At 47.3% G+C, this 23,077-nt stretch carries 27 protein-coding genes; 3 read left to right on the top strand and 24 right to left on the bottom strand.

Annotation, left to right across the window (positions count from 1 at the left end; translation table 11 throughout):
* The first annotated feature begins 1 nt into the window (after position 1).
* Complete coding sequence (locus B3850_RS09915; protein WP_286911701.1) at positions 2-802, top strand: thiazole synthase; 801 nt, start codon at positions 2-4, stop codon at positions 800-802.
* Positions 799-1,947 carry a 2-iminoacetate synthase ThiH gene (gene thiH / locus B3850_RS09910; protein WP_286911700.1) on the top strand — a complete coding sequence of 383 codons (1,149 nt, stop codon included), beginning with the start codon at positions 799-801 and terminating at the stop codon, positions 1,945-1,947. The genes B3850_RS09915 and thiH overlap by 4 nt, the downstream gene beginning before the upstream one ends.
* On the opposite strand, the gene B3850_RS09905 is transcribed toward thiH, so the two are convergent.
* From B3850_RS09905 to B3850_RS09895, 3 genes are read right to left on the bottom strand one after another with little or no spacing between them, the layout of a single operon-like run.
* Entirely contained in the window at positions 1,898-2,575 is a 678-nt protein-coding gene (locus B3850_RS09905) for a hypothetical protein (RefSeq protein WP_053953502.1), read from the bottom strand. The two genes, thiH and B3850_RS09905, sit on opposite strands and share 50 nt — an antisense overlap.
* Positions 2,529-3,821, bottom strand: coding sequence for a phosphopyruvate hydratase (eno, locus tag B3850_RS09900; protein ID WP_286872091.1), 1,293 nt, complete (start codon positions 3,819-3,821; stop codon positions 2,529-2,531). Before eno ends, B3850_RS09905 begins: the two co-directional genes overlap by 47 nt.
* A gap of 44 nt (positions 3,822-3,865) precedes the next feature.
* A complete protein-coding gene (locus tag B3850_RS09895) occupies positions 3,866-5,503 on the bottom strand; it encodes a CTP synthase (RefSeq protein WP_058579283.1) in 1,638 nt (545 codons plus the stop codon).
* 162 nt (positions 5,504-5,665) lie between these two features.
* Here B3850_RS09895 and B3850_RS09890 point away from each other — a divergent pair, with 162 nt between their 5' ends.
* Positions 5,666-6,310: a cation diffusion facilitator family transporter gene (locus tag B3850_RS09890; RefSeq protein ID WP_286872095.1), complete on the top strand. Its 645-nt coding sequence runs from the start codon at positions 5,666-5,668 to the stop codon at positions 6,308-6,310.
* 22 nt (positions 6,311-6,332) lie between these two features.
* On the opposite strand, the gene B3850_RS09885 is transcribed toward B3850_RS09890, so the two are convergent.
* The 21 genes from B3850_RS09885 to rpoE all read right to left on the bottom strand — a co-directional run bounded on the left by B3850_RS09885 (position 6,333) and on the right by rpoE (position 23,006).
* Positions 6,333-6,812, bottom strand: coding sequence for an RDD family protein (locus B3850_RS09885; RefSeq protein WP_286872098.1), 480 nt, complete (start codon positions 6,810-6,812; stop codon positions 6,333-6,335).
* Between the two features lie 37 nt (positions 6,813-6,849).
* Positions 6,850-7,152 carry a type II toxin-antitoxin system RelE/ParE family toxin gene (locus B3850_RS09880; RefSeq protein WP_286872100.1) on the bottom strand — a complete coding sequence of 101 codons (303 nt, stop codon included), beginning with the start codon at positions 7,150-7,152 and terminating at the stop codon, positions 6,850-6,852.
* Complete coding sequence (locus B3850_RS09875; protein WP_286872101.1) at positions 7,140-7,397, bottom strand: type II toxin-antitoxin system Phd/YefM family antitoxin; 258 nt, start codon at positions 7,395-7,397, stop codon at positions 7,140-7,142. Before B3850_RS09875 ends, B3850_RS09880 begins: the two co-directional genes overlap by 13 nt.
* 193 nt (positions 7,398-7,590) lie before the next feature.
* Positions 7,591-7,944: a DUF488 domain-containing protein gene (locus B3850_RS09870; RefSeq protein WP_058579288.1), complete on the bottom strand. Its 354-nt coding sequence runs from the start codon at positions 7,942-7,944 to the stop codon at positions 7,591-7,593.
* Positions 7,945-7,951: 7 nt separating this feature from the next.
* Complete coding sequence (locus B3850_RS09865; protein ID WP_058579289.1) at positions 7,952-8,194, bottom strand: hypothetical protein; 243 nt, start codon at positions 8,192-8,194, stop codon at positions 7,952-7,954.
* A gap of 591 nt (positions 8,195-8,785) precedes the next feature.
* Entirely contained in the window at positions 8,786-9,004 is a 219-nt protein-coding gene (locus B3850_RS09860; protein WP_058579291.1) for a type II toxin-antitoxin system prevent-host-death family antitoxin, read from the bottom strand.
* A gap of 99 nt (positions 9,005-9,103) precedes the next feature.
* On the bottom strand, positions 9,104-9,718 hold the full coding sequence (locus B3850_RS09855; protein ID WP_058579292.1) for a DUF5610 domain-containing protein: 615 nt from the start codon (positions 9,716-9,718) through the stop codon (positions 9,104-9,106).
* An 80-nt stretch (positions 9,719-9,798) separates the two neighbouring features.
* Entirely contained in the window at positions 9,799-10,584 is a 786-nt protein-coding gene (mazG, locus tag B3850_RS09850) for a nucleoside triphosphate pyrophosphohydrolase (RefSeq protein ID WP_286872111.1), read from the bottom strand.
* A gap of 19 nt (positions 10,585-10,603) precedes the next feature.
* Complete coding sequence (relA, locus tag B3850_RS09845; protein ID WP_286911699.1) at positions 10,604-12,781, bottom strand: GTP diphosphokinase; 2,178 nt, start codon at positions 12,779-12,781, stop codon at positions 10,604-10,606.
* A 3-nt stretch (positions 12,782-12,784) separates the two neighbouring features.
* Positions 12,785-14,158 carry a 23S rRNA (uracil(1939)-C(5))-methyltransferase RlmD gene (rlmD, locus tag B3850_RS09840; RefSeq protein ID WP_058579301.1) on the bottom strand — a complete coding sequence of 458 codons (1,374 nt, stop codon included), beginning with the start codon at positions 14,156-14,158 and terminating at the stop codon, positions 12,785-12,787.
* 21 nt (positions 14,159-14,179) lie between these two features.
* Positions 14,180-14,560 carry a holo-ACP synthase gene (acpS, locus tag B3850_RS09835; protein ID WP_058579302.1) on the bottom strand — a complete coding sequence of 127 codons (381 nt, stop codon included), beginning with the start codon at positions 14,558-14,560 and terminating at the stop codon, positions 14,180-14,182.
* Positions 14,560-15,288: a pyridoxine 5'-phosphate synthase gene (gene pdxJ / locus B3850_RS09830; RefSeq protein ID WP_058579303.1), complete on the bottom strand. Its 729-nt coding sequence runs from the start codon at positions 15,286-15,288 to the stop codon at positions 14,560-14,562. The genes acpS and pdxJ overlap by 1 nt, the downstream gene beginning before the upstream one ends.
* 2 nt (positions 15,289-15,290) lie before the next feature.
* A complete protein-coding gene (gene recO / locus B3850_RS09825) occupies positions 15,291-15,992 on the bottom strand; it encodes a DNA repair protein RecO (RefSeq protein ID WP_053952657.1) in 702 nt (233 codons plus the stop codon).
* 3 nt (positions 15,993-15,995) lie between these two features.
* A complete protein-coding gene (gene era, locus B3850_RS09820; protein WP_053952658.1) occupies positions 15,996-16,913 on the bottom strand; it encodes a GTPase Era in 918 nt (305 codons plus the stop codon).
* Positions 16,910-17,599 carry a ribonuclease III gene (gene rnc / locus B3850_RS09815; protein ID WP_058579304.1) on the bottom strand — a complete coding sequence of 230 codons (690 nt, stop codon included), beginning with the start codon at positions 17,597-17,599 and terminating at the stop codon, positions 16,910-16,912. Before rnc ends, era begins: the two co-directional genes overlap by 4 nt.
* Positions 17,596-18,516, bottom strand: coding sequence for a signal peptidase I (lepB, locus tag B3850_RS09810; RefSeq protein ID WP_286872127.1), 921 nt, complete (start codon positions 18,514-18,516; stop codon positions 17,596-17,598). The genes rnc and lepB overlap by 4 nt, the downstream gene beginning before the upstream one ends.
* 3 nt (positions 18,517-18,519) lie before the next feature.
* Positions 18,520-20,331: a translation elongation factor 4 gene (gene lepA, locus B3850_RS09805; protein WP_286911698.1), complete on the bottom strand. Its 1,812-nt coding sequence runs from the start codon at positions 20,329-20,331 to the stop codon at positions 18,520-18,522.
* A gap of 119 nt (positions 20,332-20,450) precedes the next feature.
* Positions 20,451-20,876, bottom strand: a complete 426-nt coding sequence (locus B3850_RS09800) for a SoxR reducing system RseC family protein (RefSeq protein ID WP_053952662.1) — start codon at positions 20,874-20,876, stop codon at positions 20,451-20,453.
* Positions 20,876-21,832 carry a MucB/RseB C-terminal domain-containing protein gene (locus B3850_RS09795; protein ID WP_286872134.1) on the bottom strand — a complete coding sequence of 319 codons (957 nt, stop codon included), beginning with the start codon at positions 21,830-21,832 and terminating at the stop codon, positions 20,876-20,878. The genes B3850_RS09800 and B3850_RS09795 overlap by 1 nt, the downstream gene beginning before the upstream one ends.
* 4 nt (positions 21,833-21,836) lie before the next feature.
* Positions 21,837-22,412 (bottom strand): sigma-E factor negative regulatory protein, encoded by a 576-nt coding sequence (locus B3850_RS09790; protein ID WP_053952664.1) that lies wholly within the window; start codon positions 22,410-22,412, stop codon positions 21,837-21,839.
* A 15-nt stretch (positions 22,413-22,427) separates the two neighbouring features.
* On the bottom strand, positions 22,428-23,006 hold the full coding sequence (rpoE, locus tag B3850_RS09785; protein WP_058579308.1) for an RNA polymerase sigma factor RpoE: 579 nt from the start codon (positions 23,004-23,006) through the stop codon (positions 22,428-22,430).
* Between the last annotated feature and the right edge of the window lie 71 nt (positions 23,007-23,077).

The raw sequence follows: 23,077 nt of genomic DNA, 5'->3' as shown, positions 1-23,077 counted from the left end.
AATGCTTACTATTGCGGAAAAAAACTTTAGCTCCAGGCTGTTCATTGGCAGCGGCAAATACAGCAGCGCAGATATAATGAAAGCCTCTATTCACGCTTCAGGCAGTGAGCTGATTACACTGGCCTTAAAGCGCGTCGACTTGAACCAACCAACAGATGATATTGTCACGCCGATTAAAGAGTTAGGCCTCAGCTTATTACCAAACACCTCCGGTGCAAAAACCGCTGACGAAGCCATTTACGCTGCAAGATTGGCACGCGAGGCACTGCAAACCCATTGGTTGAAGTTGGAGATACACCCTGATCCTAATTACCTACTGCCCGACCCTATCGAGACACTGAAAGCAGCCGAACAGCTGGTTAAAGAAGGCTTTGTTGTTATGCCGTACTGTGGTGCCGATCCCGTGTTATGCAAACGGTTGGAGGAAGTAGGCTGTGAGGCGATAATGCCACTTGGTTCCCCTATCGGCTCTAACAAAGGGTTGGTCACCCGGGACTTCTTAAACATTATTATCGAACAAGCGTCAGTACCTGTTGTGGTCGATGCGGGCATTGGTGCTCCCAGCCATGCAGCTGAAGCCATGGAGATAGGTGCTGACGCTGTTTTGGTAAACACAGCCATCGCAACGGCACATGATCCGATAGCGATGTCCAACGCGTTTCGTCAGACCGTTGGTGCCGGTAGAACGGCCTTCGAAGCCGGCCTTTCGGGCATACTTTCGGGAATAGCCCCGAACAATCGCAACAGCTCAATGCATGCCCAAGCCTCCAGCCCACTGACCGAGTTTATAGAGACGTTATGAGCAACAGTTTTTACGATGTCTGGAAACAGCTTAGCTGGGATGACATTAGGCTTAAGCTTTACAGCACAAGTGCCACCGATGTCGAACGTGCGTTGAGTAAAAGCACGCTGACCAGCGACGACTTTATGTCTTTGTTATCACCGGCAGCAGAGAGCTACCTTCCTGCTTTAGCTGAACGCTCACGCATGCTAACGCGACAACGCTTCGGAAATACGTTACAGCTCTTTATTCCGTTGTATCTGTCGAATTTGTGCGCCAACGATTGCAGCTACTGCGGTTTTTCAATGAGCAACCGCTTAAAAAGAAAGACCTTGTCACTGGATGAAATTGAGCAGGAGTGCCGCGCGATAAAAGCGAAGGGTTTTGACACGGTTCTCATTGTTACCGGAGAGCACGAAACGAAAGTCGGTATTCATTACTTTCAGCAAGCTATGCCAATTATAAAACGCTATTTTAGTTACGTGATGTTTGAAGTTCAGCCGCTGGCTTCTGATGAATACGCCCAGCTTCGACAACACGGGTTAGACGCGGTAATGGTGTACCAGGAAACCTATAACTCGCTAACCTACGCTCAACACCATATAAAAGGCAAAAAGCGCGACTTCCGTTGGCGCCTTGAGACACCGGATAGGCTCGGTGCATGCGGCATGGATAAAATAGGTCTTGGGTCGTTGATTGGACTGGAAGACTGGCGTATCGACAGTACCTTCACGGCAATACACCTCGACTATATGCGAAAACGCTACTGGCGCAGTCGATACTCGTTGTCATTTCCACGTTTACGCCCCTGTACCGGCGGCGTTGCTGGCAGCAAGGACATGACGAACAAGCAACTCGTACAACTTATTTGCGCATACCGCCTGAGGTTTCCAGACGTAGAGCTCAGCTTGTCAACGCGTGAGCAAGAAGGTTTACGAGATGGGCTATTCAGCTTAGGTGTTACCTCGGTCAGTGCTGAGTCCAAAACGCAGCCTGGCGGGTATGCCAACGAGAAAGAAGAGCTGGAGCAGTTTTCGATAGATGATGACCGTTCAGTCAATGAGGTGGCCGAGGCCATAAAAGCAAAAGGGTTACAGCCTGTCTGGACCGACTGGCTTAATGAGCTATCCGCAAAGCCACCTGAAACTTTTTCCAGTCCAGAGTAGCAACTAATAATAGCTCGCGCAGAGTGAGAGTGCGCGGGTTAATTCGACCTTTGTGATTCCACTGATGCCCACAACAGGCAGCTGTCATAACTCGCTTATTGGGCTTGAGTAACGTATCTTCTTCATGCTCGCCCTGCCCGGCGAAATCTAACCAACCTCGGTAGTTCAGACGCAAACGCTGTTTGTCGGTATCCACCCGATCAATGCTATCGAGCATAATGGTGGTAAATTCCGGGGTTCTATAAAGTACCGGAACAACCAGACCTAACGCGGCATGCTTTGAGAACCAGGGAATTTGTTTTTCTGCTGAAGTACCCGATGAAGGTACTTTCGTCGGCTGCGGCGCCTGCCAACTGGCATTTTGAACGTCCAGCTTTAGCGGAGACTGCTTAGCGGCATTCAAACAGCCGTGAGCGGCATGACGTATATAGTGAGGTAAGCTGGCTAAACGGCGTTGTAGTGCAGCAACCGGCATGTCATCGACTTGCGACAGTTGCTGCAATTCGCGTTCATACAGCGCAGAGCACAGCTCGGCAAAATCGCCTTGCTGTGCCAGCGGCTGAAATATGTCAGCTTGTTGATTAGCCAGCGTTGACTTCCTGTCGTCCGCGGTAAGGCGCTTGGCCATTCAAATCGCCCTCTATACGCAATAGTTGGTTGTACTTAGCAACCCGGTCAGAGCGGCACAGTGAACCAGTTTTAATTTGCCCGGCGGCTGTACCCACTGCTAAGTCTGCAATAGTGGCGTCTTCGGTTTCACCTGAACGGTGAGAAATAACCGCCGAATAACCAGCTTCGCGCGCCATTGCAATAGCTGCTAAGGTTTCTGTCAGGCTACCAATCTGATTAAATTTAATCAAAATTGAATTAGCAATCGACTTGTCGATGCCTTCTTTCAGAATACGCGTATTCGTGACAAACAGGTCATCACCCACCAACTGAACTTTGCTGCCCAGTTTTTCGGTTAAAACTTTCCAGCCATCCCAGTCGCCTTCGTCCAGACCGTCTTCAATAGAAATAATTGGGTAACGGTCACAAAGCTCTGCCAAATAGTCGGCAAACTCTTCCGCAGTAAACGACTTGCCTTCACCGGATAGCTCGTATTTACCGTCACGATAGAATTCAGAGGCTGCACAGTCTAGCGCCAGCGTAATGTCGCTGCCCATTTTGTAGCCCGCGTTCTCAACCGCTTCAACAATAACCTGCAAGGCTTCTTCATTAGATGCCAGGTTTGGTGCGAAGCCGCCTTCGTCACCCACCGCCGTGCTTAAACCACGCTGCTGCAGAACCTTTTTCAGAGCATGGAATACTTCAGCGCCCATACGCAGGCCTTCTTTAAAGCTGTCAGCGCCAACCGGTTGAATCATAAACTCCTGAATGTCGACGTTATTGTCTGCGTGCTCACCACCATTAAGAATATTCATCATTGGCAATGGCATGCTGTATTTACCACTGGTGTTGTTCAGGTTTGCAATGTGTTCATAAAGTTCAACACCCTGGCTAAGAGCAGCTGCTTTAGCGACTGCCAGAGACACGGCTAAAATAGCGTTTGCGCCCAGCTTTTCTTTATTGTCAGTACCGTCTAACTTCAACATGATGTTGTCGATAGCGTCCTGGCTGTCAGCGTCTTTACCCATTAAAGCTTCAGCAATAGCGCCATTAATATTAGCGACAGCGGTTTGCACGCCTTTACCGAGGTAACGCGACTTGTCACCGTCGCGCAGCTCTAACGCCTCACGTGAACCGGTTGACGCACCACTTGGTGCTGCAGCGCGTCCCATGTGACCAGACTCTAAATAAACATCGGCTTCTACGGTTGGGTTACCGCGAGAATCCATAATTTCACGACCAACAACTTTAACAATCTTGCTCATGCTTCAATCCTGTTTAATGCGTAACGTTTCGTTAAGTGACTCAATTAAGCCATGCGCTCTTTACGGAATTTACCCGCGGCTTCGATAAAGCCTTTAAATAACGGATGCCCATCGCGCGGCGTTGATGTGAATTCCGGATGGAACTGCACCGCCACAAACCATGGGTGTTTCGGGTTTTCCAGAATTTCAACTAACTGCTTGTCGTGCGAGTAACCGGTAATTTTTAAGCCCGCTTTTTCCAGCGGCTCAATGTAATGGTTATTCACTTCGTAGCGATGACGGTGGCGCTCTTCAATCACCTCTTTACCGTACATATCAAGCGCTTTTGAGCCTTTTTCCAAGTGGCACTCCTGTGACCCAAGGCGCATGGTGCCACCCAAATCGGAATGCTTGTCTCGCAGCTCTTTCTGACCGTTAGCATCCATCCACTCTGTGATAAGACCCACAACAGGATCGCTGCAATTCTCGTCAAACTCAGTACTGTTCGCGCCCGTTAAGCCCGCAACGTTGCGAGCAAACTCAATCATGGCCACTTGCATACCTAAACAAATGCCTAAGTATGGAATGTTGTTCTCACGTGCGTATTTCGCCGCAATAAGCTTGCCTTCAATACCACGATCACCAAAACCACCAGGAACCAGAATCGCATCCACATCTTCTAGCTTGGACGTACCTTTGGTTTCTAAATCTTGTGAGTCGATGTAACGAATATTAACGGTTAAGCGGTTTTTAAGCCCAGCATGCGCCAGCGCTTCATTTACCGATTTGTAGGCATCCGGCAGCTCGACGTACTTACCGACAAAGCCGACAGTTACTTCACCATTCGGGTTCGACTCTTGATACAGAACCTCTTCCCACTCGTGCAAGTCGGCTTCAGGACAGTCTAAACGGAAGCGATGAGTAACAATTTCATCCAGCCCCTGCGCTTTTAACATAGACGGGATTTTGTAAATGCTGTCAACGTCGCGTAAGCCGATAACCGCACGCTCTTCTACATTAGTAAACAAGGCGATTTTCGAGCGTTCAGACGCCGGCAATGAACGGTCAGAACGACACACCAGAACGTCTGGCTGGATACCAATAGAACGCAGTTCTTTTACAGAGTGCTGAGTTGGCTTGGTTTTCACCTCACCTGCTGCGCCTAAGAACGGCACTAAGGTCAGGTGCATAAATAAAGTGTGGTCGCGGCCAATTTCCGTGCCTAACTGGCGAATAGCTTCCAGGAAAGGTTGCGACTCTATGTCACCTACAGTGCCACCAATTTCAATAATGGCAATATCGAAGCCTTCACTGCCTTCAATGACACGGCGTTTAATTTCGTTGGTAATGTGAGGAATGACCTGAATGGTCGCCCCTAAAAACTCACCTTTACGCTCGCGGCGAATAATGTCTTCATAGACACGGCCGGTGGTAAAGTTGTTATTGCTGGTCATGCGAGTACGAATGAAACGCTCGTAATGACCAAGGTCAAGGTCGGTCTCAGCCCCGTCTACGGTGACGAATACTTCACCGTGCTGAGTCGGGCTCATAGTGCCTGGATCTACGTTAATGTAGGGGTCCAGTTTCATGATAGTTACGTTTAAGCCCCGTGCTTCAAGAATTGCCGCCAAGGAGGCTGCAGCAATGCCTTTACCCAGCGAGGATACAACTCCGCCGGTTACGAAAATATAGTTTGTCGCCATGTGATACCCAGTTGGTCAGGTCGAATTTGGGATTGCTTTAAGACGGGAAAGTAGTATACCGAAAGACGGGCAGGACGACAAATGAAAAAGCACGCAACCTAGTCTTTAAGTACGCCAATTTGCTAGTATAGCGCCAGCAAAAGTCTATTTGGGAGTTAGTTTATGTCATCCTGCTGTGGCAGTTCATGCAGTACCACGCAAGATCATATCGATAAATCACAGCGAAAACTGCTTTGGACAGTATTAGTTCTTAACGGGGTTATGTTTTTCGTAGAGTTCATTGCTGGTTGGTTTGCACAGTCCAGTGGACTTATTGCGGACTCGCTAGATATGCTGGCCGATACACTCGTTTATGCCGTTAGTTTATACGCTGTTGGTAAAGCTATTAAATACAAAGCCAACGCAGCTATTTTTAACGGAACACTGCAAACCTTATTGGCGTTATTAGTATTAGCTGACGTAGTGCAGCGATTAGTCTTCGGCAGCGCACCCAATGCAAACATGATGCTATGGGTTGCAGGTTTGGCATTGGTGGTTAACGTAGCTTGCTTTGCCCTTCTTTACAGTTCCAGAAACGGCGATATTAATATTCGCGCCAGCTGGATATGTTCTCGCAACGACATGCTCATGAACACCGGTGTCATTATTTCTGCGCTTCTGGTCGCTCAGCTCAATATGGCGTGGCCAGACTTAGTGATAGCAACAGTAATTGCCTTGGTTGTGTTGCGTTCTGCAATACGCATTATTCGCGATGCACGAGCCGTTAAGGCGGGAGAGAAAGCAGATATATCGGGGTGTTGTGGTTAAAACCGCAACACCCGATTGCGCACTAACTGGATTGGTCGTTTGGTTGTTCCATATCTTCGAACTTAAACGGCCCTTTTGTTTCACTTCTCACAACGACACTGCCCGCTAAAAGATCATGCCACCCTTGCTTGCGCTTTGCCCAACCTATCCAGAAAAAGCCAAGAAATAGCGGAATAGCCGCTGGAATATACGCAAAGTAACGGCCAATTGCCTTACCTACGCTCAGCTTGTCACCCGTTTTTTCGTCAACAACGCGCAGCTTCAGTAACATTTTCCCCGGCGTACCTAGATATTTCACCCAGAAGAAAATAGTGAGGACTACCGGCAAAATATAATTTAATAGTAAGTCCCAGAAGCCGTAAATCATTTCATTGCCTTCCCAATAAACCTGGCCGTATATAAACGACGCTGGTAAAGCGAAAACAATGAGCATAATGATTGAGTCAATGATGACTGCCAGCAGGCGAATCCAAAAGCCGGCATATTGTGCGTGTTGTTCCATTGTTCCTTTCCTTTGTTTTTATTGTTAGCACGTTTTTTTAATTTTCATTTAAAAGGTAGGCTCTAAACTCTCGTTCTTCTCTGAACACAAATAAAATATTAACTGTGTCATCTTGTTCGCGATAAATAATGCGACAGGGAGAAGCGATGACTTCTCTGTAAACCGAGCTTTGAAGTTCAGGGGGAACCCTACCTGAAAGAGGAAATTCACTTAGCCTATCTGTTTTATTAAATACAGACTTCACTAATTTTTCAGCAGCGGCCTCATTATCTAACGCAATATACTCTGCAATATCATTGAGATCTTGTAATGCTGAATGTGTCCATATTACTTCAGCCATTTACTCATTTTCTCCTTGGCCTCATTCTGACTATACGTTCTTCCGTGAAGTAAGTCCCGCTCTCCTCTTGAGAGCCCCTCTAAAAGCGCTAAACGCTTTTGCATTAATTCATAATCTTTAATGTCCACCAAATAAGCCGATGGTTGTCCGTGTTCTGTTATCAAGACCGGCTCTTTCGATGAATGTAAATCAGCCAAAATTTTTGTCGCCTGACGCTTTAGACTTGTAACAAACTCTACTTTCATAGCATACCGCCTAGTCATCTATCTCATAGTGATACTATAGTAGCACTTATGACGATTTTCTATTTAATTTTATAAACATGCTTTCTATGAGCCACTTTCAACCTCAACGCGCTGTGCAATTGAGGGCAAAGTAAATCGTTGACCGTTTTGTTGTCTCGCTCATGATACTAACCTACATAAGAGCACCATGACGTTATAACGTTAATTTTTCTAAATACTCTTTCAACACCACGGCATTGTTGTGCTCAGTATCTTTAGAGGAATACAGCAGTGTAACTTTTTCACTACTAACCTTGCTTGCTAAGTCGCGTAAGGCTTCTTTATGTTTTTTTAATTCAGATAGGTAGCGATTGCGAAACTCACCCCACTCAGAGCGATTACTGTGAAACCATTTACGAAGCTCATCGGAAGGCGCTATGTCTTTTATCCATTCATCAAGGTTGGCTGCATCTTTTGAAATGCCACGAGGCCAGAGTTTATCCACCAAAACTCGGTAACCGTCGTCAGATGATGCATCGTCATAGATGCGTTTGAGCTGGATAGTCATATTCTAACTATTCCTTGTTCGTAGTTTTTCTTCGCAGCAACTTAAATACTCGCTGATATAACCATGAAGCGGCCACTGCGATTGTTACAAACACGCCTAAATCAATTAGGAAGTTCGCGATATCAAAGTCATCACTTAGTGGGTTGTACTTTGAACCTAAGCTATACATAAGTGCTTCAGTCAGAATCACAGCGACAATAATAGGTACAACAGTAGACCCAAATGGTTGTCGAGCAGTTGACTCACTCATGACTATGCTCCCGAATATCCGTTAGCACGTTCTTCACTAAATTTGCACATGCGCCAACAGATATAAACCTGACGTATTCATAATCTCCACTAAGAACTCTCCGCTTCAAGTGCTTTACGTTTTCGATAAGGCTGGATTAAAAGCCTCCAAACCCAATAGCCAGTAGCAATTGCATAAAGCTACGATAATTTCTTTAACCGAGAAAAGCAAATCAGTGGCGGTAGGAGCGTGGCTAGCTAATTGTTTATAACTATCTAAATCAACAGGTTTACTTCGAAGAGCAGCTTCCGGATATTTTGCTTAGTCGACATTAATAACAAGAGTTCGACTTTTTGATTAGCTTCATCAACTTTATAAAATACAAGGTTATAGTCATCAACCAACCACTGCCTATAATCAGCGACTCCAAGACTAAGAAGCCGCTCGCTAATGGGGCCTATTTTAGGGTTAATTGGCAGTTGTTCTTTAATCCTGTTTTTTATGTTGGTGATCACATTATCAGCAATCGACTCTGAATAATTGTGTTCTATGAAACTACGGAAGCGTCTGGTAGACAACTTAAAGACACGAGAGGCTTCTACTCTATAAAACTCACTCGAATGCTTCATCAAAGCTCAACCTTTCGTCACCCAACGACTTTTCGGATAGCTTGAGAAGCTTCAGAAGTGCCAGAGTTTCTTGTTGAAACTCATAATCGGAAAAAGACTGAACCACGTACGCGGGTTTGCCCTTTTTGGTAACAAGCAACTCTTCATTGAGCTCGAGAGAGTTAGCGTTTTCTTTTAGATAAGTAACCGTTTCAGTTTTCACAAAAGGCCTCAAAAAGACTTTTTAAAGACTGTCGATAACTATAACACTACTTCTACAGTGCGCAACTCTTTATGTTCCAGTTAACCGAGCTTGCCGTCTTTAGTCGCTTTCAGGGGCGCGCTCAGTTTCACTGTCAGAATCACTTTGCTGCTTGGATTCTTCAAGTACTCGCTCACGGAAGCTTTCAAGACCTTGCTCTATTAGCTTGTAGGTTTCATCCGCATCGCTTTCTACTTTGCCTTCGTAGACCTGTAACCCTTGCAAAATAGTAACCGCGTCTTTAAAACCTTTGTCGATGCCGCCTTTTATAAGCTCCAGAAAGTTATTTAGCGTCTCTTCTTCTGAATCACCAGGGTTTAACTCTTTATAACGGCTGTAAAAATTAGTGGCAAAGGAGACAATGCGATCAGCCGTGGCTTTAGGGGAAGTGTCGACGCCGGACTCGTAAATTTTCTTCGCTGCGTTCTTTCCCATGACAGGCTCAAGCTCGGCATTAATGCCTTCGAGTGCGGTCTTGTACAGCAAGCTTAATGACTCATTGTTACTATTTAATGAGACCTTTTCATGCGCGGCGAGAATAGCGGCATTATATGCCTTCTTCGACTCTGTTTTTGCGTCTTTAACATCACGGTTATCGGCGTTAGATTCAGCTCTTACGCTATTAGAATTAGGCTTGCCAGAGCCTGTTGCGAAATTGGTTGGATTAATAGGCATGATGGTATTCCTGCAAAATCGGCTATCACTGACTTTCAGTATAGTCCGTAACTGTATTATCGGCAGGTTTTGATTAAAGTTTACACCTTCTTAGCTTGTTGCCACAAAGCTTCGAGCTCATCCAAATTGCAGTCAGTGGGATGTTTGTCCCGCTCGCTTAGGCGTTGCTCTATGTTTTGGAAGCGGCTTTTGAATTTTTCGTTAGCGCGTTGCAGCGCAGCTTCAGGGTTCACTTGTTTGTGGCGTGCGAGGTTAACAACAGCGAACAGCAGGTCACCAATTTCTTCTTCAATGTGCTCTTGGTCTGTTGCTTCTTTTACTTCTTGTATTTCTTCTTCAATTTTCTCGTATACCGGTTCAGCTTCTGGCCAGTCGAAACCGACGGAGGCCGCACGCTTTTGTAGTTTGGCGGCTTTTAAAATGCTCGGCAACTGACTGGGTATGTCGTCAAATACAGAGCCACGGGCATTTTTCTCAGTACGCTCTTGCTGTTTTATTTGTTCCCACTGGGCTTTAATTTCGGCATCGGACAAGTTGCGTTCAGCATCACTGCCAAATACATGAGGGTGGCGACTAATCAACTTATTGGCAGTATGCGCTGCAATGTCGTCAAACACAAAGTCGCCCTGCTCTTTCGCCAGCTGTGCATAAAACACCACCTGGAACAGCAAGTCACCGAGCTCGTCCTTTATCGCGGCCATGTCACCCGATTGAATCGCGTCAACTACTTCGTAGGTTTCTTCTATGGTGTACGGCAGAAGTGACTCAAAGCTTTGCTTTAAGTCCCAGGGGCAACCGCCCTCGGGGTCGCGCAACCGACGCATGACATCTGTTAATTCGGCGACACCGTTAAATTTACTCGTCATTTATAAAAACCTTTAGGGCTTACACCCGTTGTACTTGTTCAACTCCGTTAATTTGCCGCAAGCGCTGACTAATTCGCTGTAGGCTCTCGTTATCTTTTACAGCCAAAGCCAATACTACTGTGGCGGTTTGAGACTGGCTGTCAGCATCACTGTCCATTTGCATGACGGCTGCTTTCTCATTCGCCAACACGCTGGTAATGTCGTGCAGCAATCCACTGCGGTCTAACGCTGAAATGCGTAGCTCCGCTCGATAGTCCTGATGCGTCTGACGCGGCCAGCTGACTTCAATGCCCCGCTCCGGATGCTGGTTCAGCAAATGCGCTAACTGCTCACAGTCACGTCTGTGCACCGACACTCCACGCCCTTGCGTAATAAAACCCCGTATCGGCTCGCCCGGTAATGGCTCGCAACACTTCGCAAATTGCATCATGAGGTTACCAATACCTTCAATAACCACTTCCGACGTGCTACCGACTTTGCGCTTGGTGACTTTAGTGCGCTTCTTAATTTGCTCAACTTTTTCAGCTTCGGTTGTTTCCGGCTTGAGTTGGTTAACAACCTGATGCAAGCGCACATCACCGGCGCCAATGGCAGCTAATAGGTCGTCTAGATTACTGACATTAAAGCGGGCTAAAACGTCTGTGGCTTTATGCAGCGGAATACCGTACTTCTGTAGCTCGTTTTCTAGCAGCTCTTTGCCCGCGTGTAGGTTTTTATCCCGGTCCTCTTTTTTAAAGTAGGTATGAACCTTCGCTCTTGCCCGCGAGGAGTGTAAATACCCCAGCTGCGGGTTTAGCCAGTCGCGACGCGGTTGTGCGTTTTTCTGAGTCAGAATTTCAACGCGATCGCCGTTTTGCAATTGATAGGTAAAGGGCACAATGCGGCCATCAATTTTGGCGCCAATGCACTTATGTCCAACCTGGCTATGAATGTAATACGCAAAGTCGAGCGGCGTTGAGCCCATAGGTAAGTCCATAACCTCACCTTTCGGCGTAAACACGTAGACACGGTCCTCAAAGACTTGCGAGCGAATTTCATCGACCAAGCCTTCGCTACCGGCCATGTCTTCATGCCAGGCCAACAGCTTACGCAGCCAGGCAATTTTATCCTCAAAACCGTGACGTTTGCCGGTTGCCGGGCCTTCTTTGTACATCCAGTGCGCGGCGACACCCAGTTCAGCGTCATCGTGCATATCATGCGAGCGAATTTGAATTTCGACACTTTTGTCTTCGGGCCCGACCACCACCGTATGAATAGACTGATAACCATTAGGTTTGGGCGTAGCTATGTAGTCGTCAAATTCTGAAGCAATATGTCGCCACCGCGAATGCACAACGCCCAGCGCAGCATAACAATCTTTTAGGTTGTGCGTGAGTATACGAACTGCCCGTATGTCGAACAGTTGCTCAAACTGCAGATGCTTTTTCTGCATTTTGCGCCAAATAGAGTAAATATGTTTGGGGCGGCCATAAACGTCGGCTTGTATTTGCTGCTCGTCCAACGCGTTTTGCAAGTCGGCAACAAAGTTCTCTATGTATTGCTCTCGGTCTGTACGACGCTCATGCAAGCGCTTGGCAATGGTTTTGTAGGTATTCGGGTGCAAATACCGAAAAGCTATGTCTTCCAGTTCCCATTTAAGCTGACCTATGCCCAAACGGTTGGCTAAAGGCGCGTATATTTCCGAACACTCTTTGGCTGCTAAGACCCGTGTCTCTTCGTCGGCGTTTTTCACTTCACGCAGGTAACAAATACGTTCTGCAAGCTTAATGAGCACCGCACGCACGTCTTCCACCATAGACAGCAACATACGTCGTACATTGTCTATTTGAGTACCGTCAGGCTGGCCGTGCTGAAAATGTTGTAAGTCACTAATGCTCTGCATTTGCTGTACGTTACGCAACAGTACAATGAGCGTTTTTGACTGCTTGCCGGTGAGCTTTTCGAGGTCGAGCTTGCCAGCTTCCAGCAGTGGTACGTACAAAGCCGCCAGTAGCGATTCCGCGTCAAGCTTCAGTGGCGCCAGAATCTCTACCATTTCCTGGCCTTTTAGCAGTGCGGCTTCTTCTTTTGGAAATTGTTGTTTTAGCTGCTCTAAGGTAGTTTCCAGTGGCTCAGGATCACTCACAGCGTTCAGCCAATGCTGTTCGCTGTCTTTATACTTGGGATCATCCACGTGGGTACTGCGTACATGGACCATGACTTACGACGCTCGCTCCAGACAAACCATGGTTTCAATGTGATGCGTTTGCGGGAACATGTCAACTGTGCAGAGCTTACTAATACGGTAGTCGGAGGTCTTTTTATTGCTTTTTAGACCAACAATAGCAGCAACGTCTCGCGCGAGTGTGTCCGGCGCGCAGGAAACGTACACAATTCGCTTAGGTCGTTGCTCGGGTTTGAGCTTTTTAAGTAACGTCATCACCCCTTCTGCTCCGGGCCGAGCCGGGTCTAAACACCATAAGTCAGCCGGTTCACCTAATTCAGACGCGGTAATATCATTTAGTTCAGCCGCTAAGGAACTCAAGTTAGTAAGACTATTGGTTTCAGCGTTATTGCGCGTTTGTTCCGCCATGCGATATACACCTTCCACTGCCAGTGCCGACTTGGCTCGACGCGCTAACGGGATGCTGAAGTTACCAATACCTGCGAAAAAGTCGTACACGCGTTGCGTTTTTTCTGGCGCAAGCCAGTCTATAGCCTGCTGAACCATACGTTCATTAATACCGCCGTTAACCTGCAAAAAGTCTCCGGGCTGAAAGTAAAGCTTGTCACCGTCTATGGAAGTATCAAAAGGTAAACTTGCGTTGTTCAGAGGCGTTAATTCATTGTCGCTTTGCAGCCAAATATCGATATTCTGCTCTGCCTGCCACTTCTCAAGTGACTGTATAGCGTCCTTTGGCAAGCTGTCCGTTATACGCAGTAAAATAACTGGCCTATTAGTGTGAATGGCTTCTAAATGCCCCAGCTTAGTCGCAATACTTGAGGTGTTTAGCACTGGATACAGCCTATTCACCGCTTGCAATAAGCTTTCTTCAGCCACTAAGCAGTCTTCAACCGGCACAATCTGATGGCTTTGCGCTTCCCGAAAACCAATAAGTAATTTTTGTTCTTTACCGAGCCAGCGGGTGGCCAGGCGGACACGCCGACGATATCGAGTCGGCTCACTGACTAATGGTGCCTGCCAGGGCAAGCTTTCAGTCGCAGCGTCAAACACACCGAACTTCTGAAACAGCTCTTCTACCACTTGTTGTTTGTGGCGCAGCTGGTAGCTTTCATCGACATGCTGAAAGTCGCAACCACCGCATTGCTCATAATATTTGCAGGGAGCATCGCGACGGTCTGCGCTTGGCTCCAGAATGCGTTCAAGCGTACCACTGTGTTTGCCGGTGGTTTTGTACTGAATGACCTCACCGGGTAATGCGCCAATAATGAAACGTGTTTGAGGCTTTCGACCCGCTTGTTTATCAGAGCCACGAACAACCGCTCGCGCCTGATGATCAAGCCCAGAGACTTGAGCTTTGAGAGTTTTACTAACGGCTTTGCCACGCTTTTGCGGCTTAAAAAATTGCGCCATTTGGGTTGTGTTTAACCTATTTTATTCAGACTCTAAAATAACCGTTGCCACGGCGTAATGCTTTTCGTCACTGATGGATAAATGGCTGGCAACAACCCCCATTTCTTTAATCCACTCGGCAGCGGTATCGGTAAAGTGCCAGCTGGGTTTTCCGTAGTCGTCATGGACAACCTGCATATGCTGAAAAGATAGTCCCGCAGAAATACCGCGTCCAAAGGCTTTAGCACAAGCTTCTTTAGCGGCAAATCGCTTCGCCAAATACGCAGCCTCGTCAACCGATGCGCTCATTTCTTCCTGCTCTTTGGGAGTCAGCACACGCTTAGTTAAGCTGTCGCCACGCGCTAACGACTTCTCGATACGGGACACTTCAATAATGTCCGTACCCAGTCCTACTATTGCCATTATCTTGCCTTATCGAGTATTTCCCGCATATCGCGGACAGCTTTATCCAAACCATCTAAAACTGCCCGGGCAATAATAGAGTGACCAATATTCAGTTCGACCATTTGCGGAATTTGCGCGACGTCCAAGGTGTTGTGGTAGTGAAGGCCATGACCCGCATTAACCTGCAAACCAATAGAGTGCGCATATTCTGCCGCTTCCATTAAGCGGGCCAATTCTTTTTTCTGTTCTTCTTCAGTGTCAGCTTCAGCGTATTGGCCTGTATGCAATTCAATTATAGGCGCTCCGGCTTCTTTTGCTGCATCAATTTGCTTGCGATCAGCATCAATAAATAGCGACACCTGGATGCCTGCATCCGTTAAACGTTTGGTCGCATTGGCAATATTTTCGACTTGTCCGGCAACATCTAGACCGCCTTCAGTGGTCAGCTCTTCACGCTTTTCCGGTACCAGGCAACTGAACGTTGGCTGTGTTTTTACTGCAATGTCGATCATTTCATCGGTCACGGCCATTTCTAAATTCATTGGCACGTTCAGAGTTTGCTTCAGCATTGCCACGTCGCGATCGGTAATGTGCCGGCGGTCTTCACGCAAATGAATGGTGATACCGTCAGCTCCTGCACGTTCAGCAATGCTGGCCGCAGCTACCGGGTCTGGGTAACGCACGCCACGCGCATTTCGAAGTGTTGCGACGTGGTCAATGTTTACCCCTAAGCGTAATTCTCTCATGGTTACTTCCTTCTTTGCTGAAACAGTTCACGGCTGCGCAGCGGTTTATCACCCAAATACACGTGAAGCGCCTCGCGCATTATCCACTTTAACTGTTTTAAGCGGTGTTCATCACTTATATCCCAGTCTGCTATTCGTTCAATATCATTGACTGGGTAAGCTTTGTCGTCTTTATGCCGGGGCGTCGACACTAACCCATGATCAGGCACAAAGTAACAGTACTCAAGATCTTTTAGCGGCTGTCCAGTGTCAGCATCATGATACCAGTCAAAGGCTGCCCCCAAATGTTCAAGTAGCTGCCACTCGAAGCGTCTGAGTGCTGGTTCTACATGTTTCGCTTCGGACAACGCAGCTATCGCCGACCAGTAATGCTGGAACAGCTCCTGTGCTTCAGCTTCTGCCGGCAGCAGGCGTTGCAACAGTTCATTGAGGTAGAAGCCGCTATAAAGTGCGTTGCCGGTAAGTCTTATTTGGGCTGATTGGGTGTCTTGTTCAAGTAGTGTCAGCGTTTTTAAGTCGCTGCGCCCTTTGTACTCTATTTTCACTGGTACAAAAGGCTGAGCTAATCCACGCCACGGGCTTTTGGACCGTTTAGCGCCTTTAGCAATAAGCCGGACGCGCCCGTTTTGCTCTGTGAACACATCCAGCAGCAGACTGGTTTCCTGAAAATCCCAGCGATGCAACACTAAGGCTCGCTGAATCACGATTTAGTCCTCGCGGTACCCTAAACTTTTTAAGGCTCGTTCGTCATTAGACCAACCCGACTTCACTTTCACCCATAGTTTAAGGAGTACTTTGTTGTCGAGCAAACGCTCTAAGTCGCGACGAGCTTCTGTGCCTATCGTTTTCAAGCGTTCACCACCCTTTCCGATGATCATTCGCTTCTGTGCTTCGCGCTCAACCAAAATAAGTGCGTGTATATGCGTCGTACCTTTTTCTGAGTGACCGAACTGCTCAATTTCCACTGTGGTTTCATACGGCAGCTCATCACCGGTAAAGCGCATCAACTTTTCACGTATAATTTCAGCGGTCATAAAGCGCACTGAACGATCAGTGACATAGTCTTCCGGAAAGTAATGAAAACCAGGCTGTAAGTGACCACGCACAATTTTGCGCAGCTCGTCGAGGTTGTCACCATGGGTGGCTGATATCGGCAATATTTCTGCAAAGTCGTGCTGTGTACTCAACCACTGCAAATGCGGCAGTAACTTCTCTTTGTTTTTAACCTGATCGACTTTATTGACCAGTAAGACCACCGGTACCTTGCTGCGCTGCACTTTCTCAAGCACCATTTTGTCGTCTTCCAGCCATTTCAAACTATCGACAACAAACAGGACCAAATCGACGTCTTTTAACGCGGAAGATGCCGTCTGATTCATTACTCGATTAATTGCCCGCGGCTCTTCAATATGCATACCCGGCGTGTCAACATAAACCGCCTGGCAGTCACCGTCGGTGTCTACGCCCAGAATGCGGTGGCGTGTTGTTTGTGGTTTATTCGAGGTAATGCTGATTTTCTGACCGAGTATACGGTTAATCAGCGTCGACTTACCCACGTTTGGGCGTCCAACAATAGCGACGAAGCCGCTGTGTTTGTTGTCGTCGAGTTCTATATCAAGCGTCATTTACGCTCCTGCAAATGTTCTAATGCCGAGGTCGCTGCAGCTTGTTCTGCTTTGCGACGGCTTGTGCCACTGCCTATGAATGGCTCTTGTTGCCCTTCAATAACACAGTGAACTGTAAATTGTTGATTATGCGCCTGCCCTTGTGTAGCAATCACATCGTATTCTGGCAGCGGTTGCTGTCTTGCCTGTAACCATTCCTGCAGGCGTGTTTTCGGGTCTTTCTGGCTGGCACCCGGCTTAATGTCATCGAGCTGTGGTTCAAACCACTTCAAAATGACTTCTCTAACTGTGTCCATGTCACTGTCGAGGTAAATGGCACCGATAATGGCTTCTACTGCATCCGCCAATATCGATTCCCGACGGTAGCCGCCACTTTTTAGCTCGCCCTGACCTAACGACAGGAAGTCACCCAGCCCCATTTTTTTTCCCAGCTTCGCCAACGAACGGCCGCAAACAATAGCGGCCCGCATGCGGCTTAAATCGCCCTCAGCGACTTTTGGAAACTGCTTGAATAAAGCTTCAGCAATTACCAGCCCTAAAATAGAATCGCCCAGAAATTCCAGGCGTTCGTTATGGGTCGATGAGGCACTACGGTGCGTGAGAGCTTGCCGCAGCACATCTTGTTTTTGAAAATGATGTCCGACAATTTTTTCTAGTTCAGTTAACGGTGGTTTGGGTAAACTCACTCGATACTCCCCAGCCTTTCAAATCGAATCCCTGTTGGTACCCACGACGGTAACCAACTGTCTTGTCCGCGGTCCATTTCAAAGCTCATCCAAATGAATACAGCTTTGCCGACCAACAGTTCTTCATCGACGAAGCCCCAGTAGCGACTGTCTCGTGAGTTATCGCGATTATCACCCATGGCAAAATATTGGCCTTCAGGTACGACCCACTCGTCTCTTTGGGTACCGGGCTGGTCGTAGAAAAAATCACGGCGCGACGCAACTCTAGGGTCAACTAAAATGTCATGCTTTACATCGCCCAAGGTTTCTTCATAGGTTTTAAGTGGTGAAGAGCCAGAGAAGTATGCGCCATCGTCCTTCAGTTGCGTTTTAATAACTTCCATTTCAGGGCAGTCTCTGCGCCCTTCTTCGCACGCTGGCTGCACGTATAGGGTTTTATTGCGATAAACAATACGATCACCTGGCAAACCAATAATACGTTTGATGTAATCAATATTTGGTTCTACTGGATATTTGAAAACTGCGATATCACCACGTTTGGGCTCGGTTGTTTCAATAATGGTGTTTTGAAATAACGGCTCTTTAATACCGTAGTCAAATTTCTGCACCAGTATAAAGTCACCGCGTAGCAGCGTTGGCATCATTGAGCCCGACGGAATTTGAAATGGCTCATACAATATTGTTCTAACGATCAACACCAAAGCGATAACCGGGAATATCGACTGCCCCAGCTCCATTAGCTTGGGTTGCGGTGCTAACTGTTCTACTTGCTCTTCTGTCAGCGGGCTGGTGGTCTTTTTTTCAACCTCAGCAACTATTGCCTGACGTTTAGGTTTTAAAAACTTCGCATCGTATAGCCAAAGCAGCCCCGATACGATAGTAACTACCGTTAAAATTAATGAAAAATAATTGGCCATTTCCTATTTGCCTACTTTTAAAACCGCAAGGAAAGCTTCCTGAGGTACTTCAACGTTACCCAGGTTCTTCATGCGTTTTTTACCTTCTTTTTGTTTTTGTAAGAGTTTCTTCTTACGGCTTATGTCGCCACCGTAACACTTAGCGGTTACGTTTTTACGTAGCTGTTTTACCGTAGAACGCGCAATAACGTGGTTTCCGATAGTGGCCTGAATAGCAATATCAAACATTTGTCGTGGAATCAGTTCTCTCATTTTATCCACCAACATGCGACCACGCCCTTCCGCATGATCGCGGTGCGTGATCATTGCCAACGCATCCACTCGGTCACCATTAATCAGTATATCGACCCTAACCATGTCCGCAGGTTCAAACTTTTTGAACTGATAGTCGAGCGACGCATAACCACGACTGCACGATTTCAGGCGGTCAAAGAAGTCCATCACCACTTCAGCCATCGGGATTTCATAAGTTACGGAGACTTGCTTGCCATGGTAGGTCATGCCTGTCTGCACACCACGTTTATCAACGCAGAGCGTGATGACATTACCTAAAAACTCCTGTGGAACCAGGATGCTGGCTTCCACGATAGGCTCGTAAATTGTTTCAATATCGTTGACTGGCGGTAGATTTACCGGATTGTCGACTTTGACGATTTCGCCGTCTGTTTTTTCAACTTCATAGACTACTGTTGGTGCGGTAGTAATAAGGTCAATGTTGTACTCGCGTTCGAGTCGCTCCTGAATGATTTCCATGTGCAGCATGCCAAGGAAACCACAACGGAAACCAAAACCCAGTGCTGCTGAGTTTTCAGGCTCATAGAATAACGAAGCGTCATTCAATGCCAATTTACCCAGAGCGTCACGAAAAGCTTCGTAATCGTCTGAACTAATTGGGAACATACCCGCATAAACCTGTGGTTTCACTTTTTGGAAACCGGGGACGGGCTCTTTGGCCGGAGCTCGGGTATTTGTTAGCGTATCGCCCACTGGCGCACCCAAAATATCTTTAATTCCCGCAATAACATAGCCCACTTCGCCAGTGTGCAATATGCCGGTTTCATGCGGTTTGGGATCAAAGTAACCCACTTTATCGATTTGGAACGACTGACCGGTCGACATCACCGTCATTTTTTCGCCCGCTCGCAATGTGCCATTACGCACACGAACCAAAGACACAACGCCCTGATAGTTATCAAACCATGAGTCAATAATAAGGGCTTGCAAAGGCTCTTCTTCGCTACCTTTTGGTGGCGGTATTTGACGAACAATGCGCTCTAGAACGTCGTCAATGCCAATTCCTGTTTTTGCGGAACACTGAACAGCGTCAACAGCTTCAATACCTACAATTTCTTCAATTTCCTGCGCTACAGCCATTGGATCAGCCTGAGGCAAGTCAATTTTGTTCAGAACCGGCACCACTTCCAAGTCCATCTCAATAGCGGTATAACAGTTCGCCAGTGTCTGTGCTTCAACGCCTTGCGCCGCGTCGACAACCAGTAGCGCACCTTCACAACCTGCCAGAGAACGCGAGACTTCGTATGAGAAGTCGACGTGTCCCGGGGTATCGATGAAGTTAAGCTGATAGGTCTCACCGTCCTGTGCCGTATAATAAAGCGTGACGCTTTGCGCCTTAATGGTAATACCGCGCTCGCGCTCAAGATCCATGGAATCAAGGACTTGCTCGGCCATTTCGCGGTCGGTTAACCCCCCGCAATGCTGTATGAGCCGGTCAGACAGCGTGGACTTCCCGTGGTCGATATGAGCGATAATAGAAAAGTTGCGAATATTACTTTGCTTGAACGCCTTATCCGGCATTGATGATACCTCTGTAAAACTTAAATTCTGACTTTCAAAAATTAGCCCCGATCATACTCATGTTAGGCGCAAGAACAAAGGTTTTTATGGTTTATTTGGCGAGAATTGAAAAAGCCACGTTATACGGTTTTTATTCGTACCAATTGGTTTATTTTAATGTCTCGGCGCCGAAACCACGCCCGCAAGCCTAAAAACGTCAGCGCAAAGCCTGCAAAAGACAATAAAATGGTAATACCTTCATGAACAGCCTCGGAACTTTGTAGCGCAATAGCAATAATCAACAAGGCTAAAATTGGCAAGCCATAAAGCATGAGAGCGAATTGAGTAACGGCTTGCTCTGGCACATCGAGTTCTACTCGGTCACCAACGGTAACAGACTCGTCTGTCACCACATGAAACTGGGCGTTTCTGTCGGCAAACACTTTACTAAGAATACCCGCACCGCAAGTAGAAACCTGGGCACAGCCTGAGCAAGCGGTTTTTAATTGCGTGGTTACTGTGACTCGGTTACCGTCAACGGCAACCACTTCTGCCAATTCTTTCATTATCTCACTTCTTGCGCTATTCGCTGGGCGATGCTGAGTGGCACCTGCCCGACAACAGTAATTAAGTAGTCATTATAACGCATTGTGAATAAGGTTTGTGAGGAAGACAGCGCCACATCGGTTTCCATATCATCGGTAAGCCTTGCAATGTAAATCGAATACTCCGTCAAACCATCTGAAAATAAATAATGGTCAACCAGTGTCGATTCAGCAACCAGGTTATGGCTTTGTTTGGTAATAAGTTCAAAGCCCTGAGGCTGCCAGCCGGGTTTTACGGGAAACCCCGGTTTGTTCAATATGCGAAGGTCACTTAGTAATGGTGGCATTTCCAAATCTGACACTTCTTTTAAAACGCCGGGAGAGTCCTCACGAATAGAGAGACTGGTCAACTGCATTTGTTCAACAATGTCACCGCGTTGATCATGCATCATCATTTTGAGCAACATACCGGACGATCTGTCGACCCAAAGCGAATAGCTGTAACGCTGGTTATCACGGCTGATAATACGCAAGTGTTGAGCATTACGGCCAAGTACACGCGCGCCGCCACCAATAGTGACTTGATAAGTATCCTTTATATTTGCGAAAGGCTCAGTAAAAGCGACAGGCAAAATGGTCGACACTGAATCTGCAATTAATGAAAAGTTACTGGCTGAGGTATGAAAGTGAGCAACACGGTTGCCTACTCTCAAAATACGAAAGTCAGGACCATTCATGCGAATGAGCAGTTCCTGACTTTGTGGTTCACCGACCGCCTGGAACCACTGATAGGGTTCTATTTGGTCACCATGAACATGAACTAGAGAGGCTTCAAAATTGAGGGATGTCAGTGCCTTTGACATACGGTCAAACCAGCCCTCACCGTCAATTTCCTTTTGCGTTTCCTGAGCACTTGCTGCCGACAGAAATAACACAGCGGCAGCGGCTATCAGTGACTGGTACAACCGAGTTATCATCGAATTAATTACCTTTGTTGAGCTCCTGCTCTTCTTTATCATCGCTTTCTTTTTGCTGCAGCATTAACTGCTGCTGATGGTCGATTAAATACGACTGCACCTGGCGACGACGCTGCTGGTCGCTCACTTGAGACATTGGCTCGACATGATTCAGGCTTACTGGCTCACGCCCACCAATTGGATTCGTTAATAATGCGGGCTCGGCACTGGCTCCGTCCGCTCCGGCTGGCTGTTGGTAAACCTGAACCGTCATAACAGCCACTACAGCAACACTCGCTGCTACTGCTACCTTCGCCAAAGGCTGGAACCATTTCGACGCTGCTTTATTCTGGCTTTTCGACTGTCCGAACCCAGGTTTAATAACGTTAGAGCCTTCACTTTCAATAGCAGCACTAACGCGCTGGCTAATATCCAGGTCGACACTTGCGCCTAATTCATTTTTCAAAGCAGCCCGCGCCACACTGTAGCGATGCCAGGTTTGAGCTGACTGCTCATCATTTAATACTTCATCAAGCTCTTTTGCGTCGACATCCTGACTGTCAAACAAAGCTGATGTAACTTCTGATAATTTTCGAGACATAAGCCCCTCTTCGATTTACCGTTCCAGCAACGGTCTCAGTTGGTTATCTATGGCTTCTCGGGCGCGAAAAATACGTGAACGAACAGTACCTATTGGACAGTCCATTTCGAGCGCTATTTCCTCGTAGCCAAGCCCCTCAATTTCTCTTAACGTGATAGCCTGCCTTAAGTCATCCGGCAGCCCCTCAATTGTTTTTATCACCACATTTCTGATTTCGTCCGTCAGCATATGGCTTTCCGGTGATGCACCATCTTTTAAAGCAGCGGCACCTTCGTAATATTCAGCTTCTTCAGCGTCGATATCTGACGCGGGTGGTTTTCTGCCCTGAGAAACCAAATGGTTTTTCGCCGTATTAACCGCTATTCGGTACAACCAAGTATAAAAAGCGCTATCTCCGCGGAAGTTGGGTAATGCACGATACGCTTTGATAAACGCCTCTTGTGCGACATCTGCAACATCTCCCGGTTGCTTTACATACCTAGATATCAAGCTCATGACTTTGTGCTGATACTTCTTTACCAGCAGATCAAAAGCCCGGTTGTCACCTTGTTGTACTTTTTTGACCAGTTGCTGGTCGTTCACCTGTTCGCTCATCCGAGCCTGTTCTCCCTTTACCCAGGAACTGCTGGAACTGGCGGCCCGTCCTGTTTGTACAGACTGTGACC

Source organism: Idiomarina sp. UBA4520 (genome assembly GCF_002388365.1).
Taxonomy (GTDB): domain Bacteria; phylum Pseudomonadota; class Gammaproteobacteria; order Enterobacterales; family Alteromonadaceae; genus Idiomarina; species Idiomarina zobellii.
The sequence above is the reverse complement of the archived record's forward strand: the minus strand, read 5'-3'. Positions and strand labels throughout refer to the sequence as shown.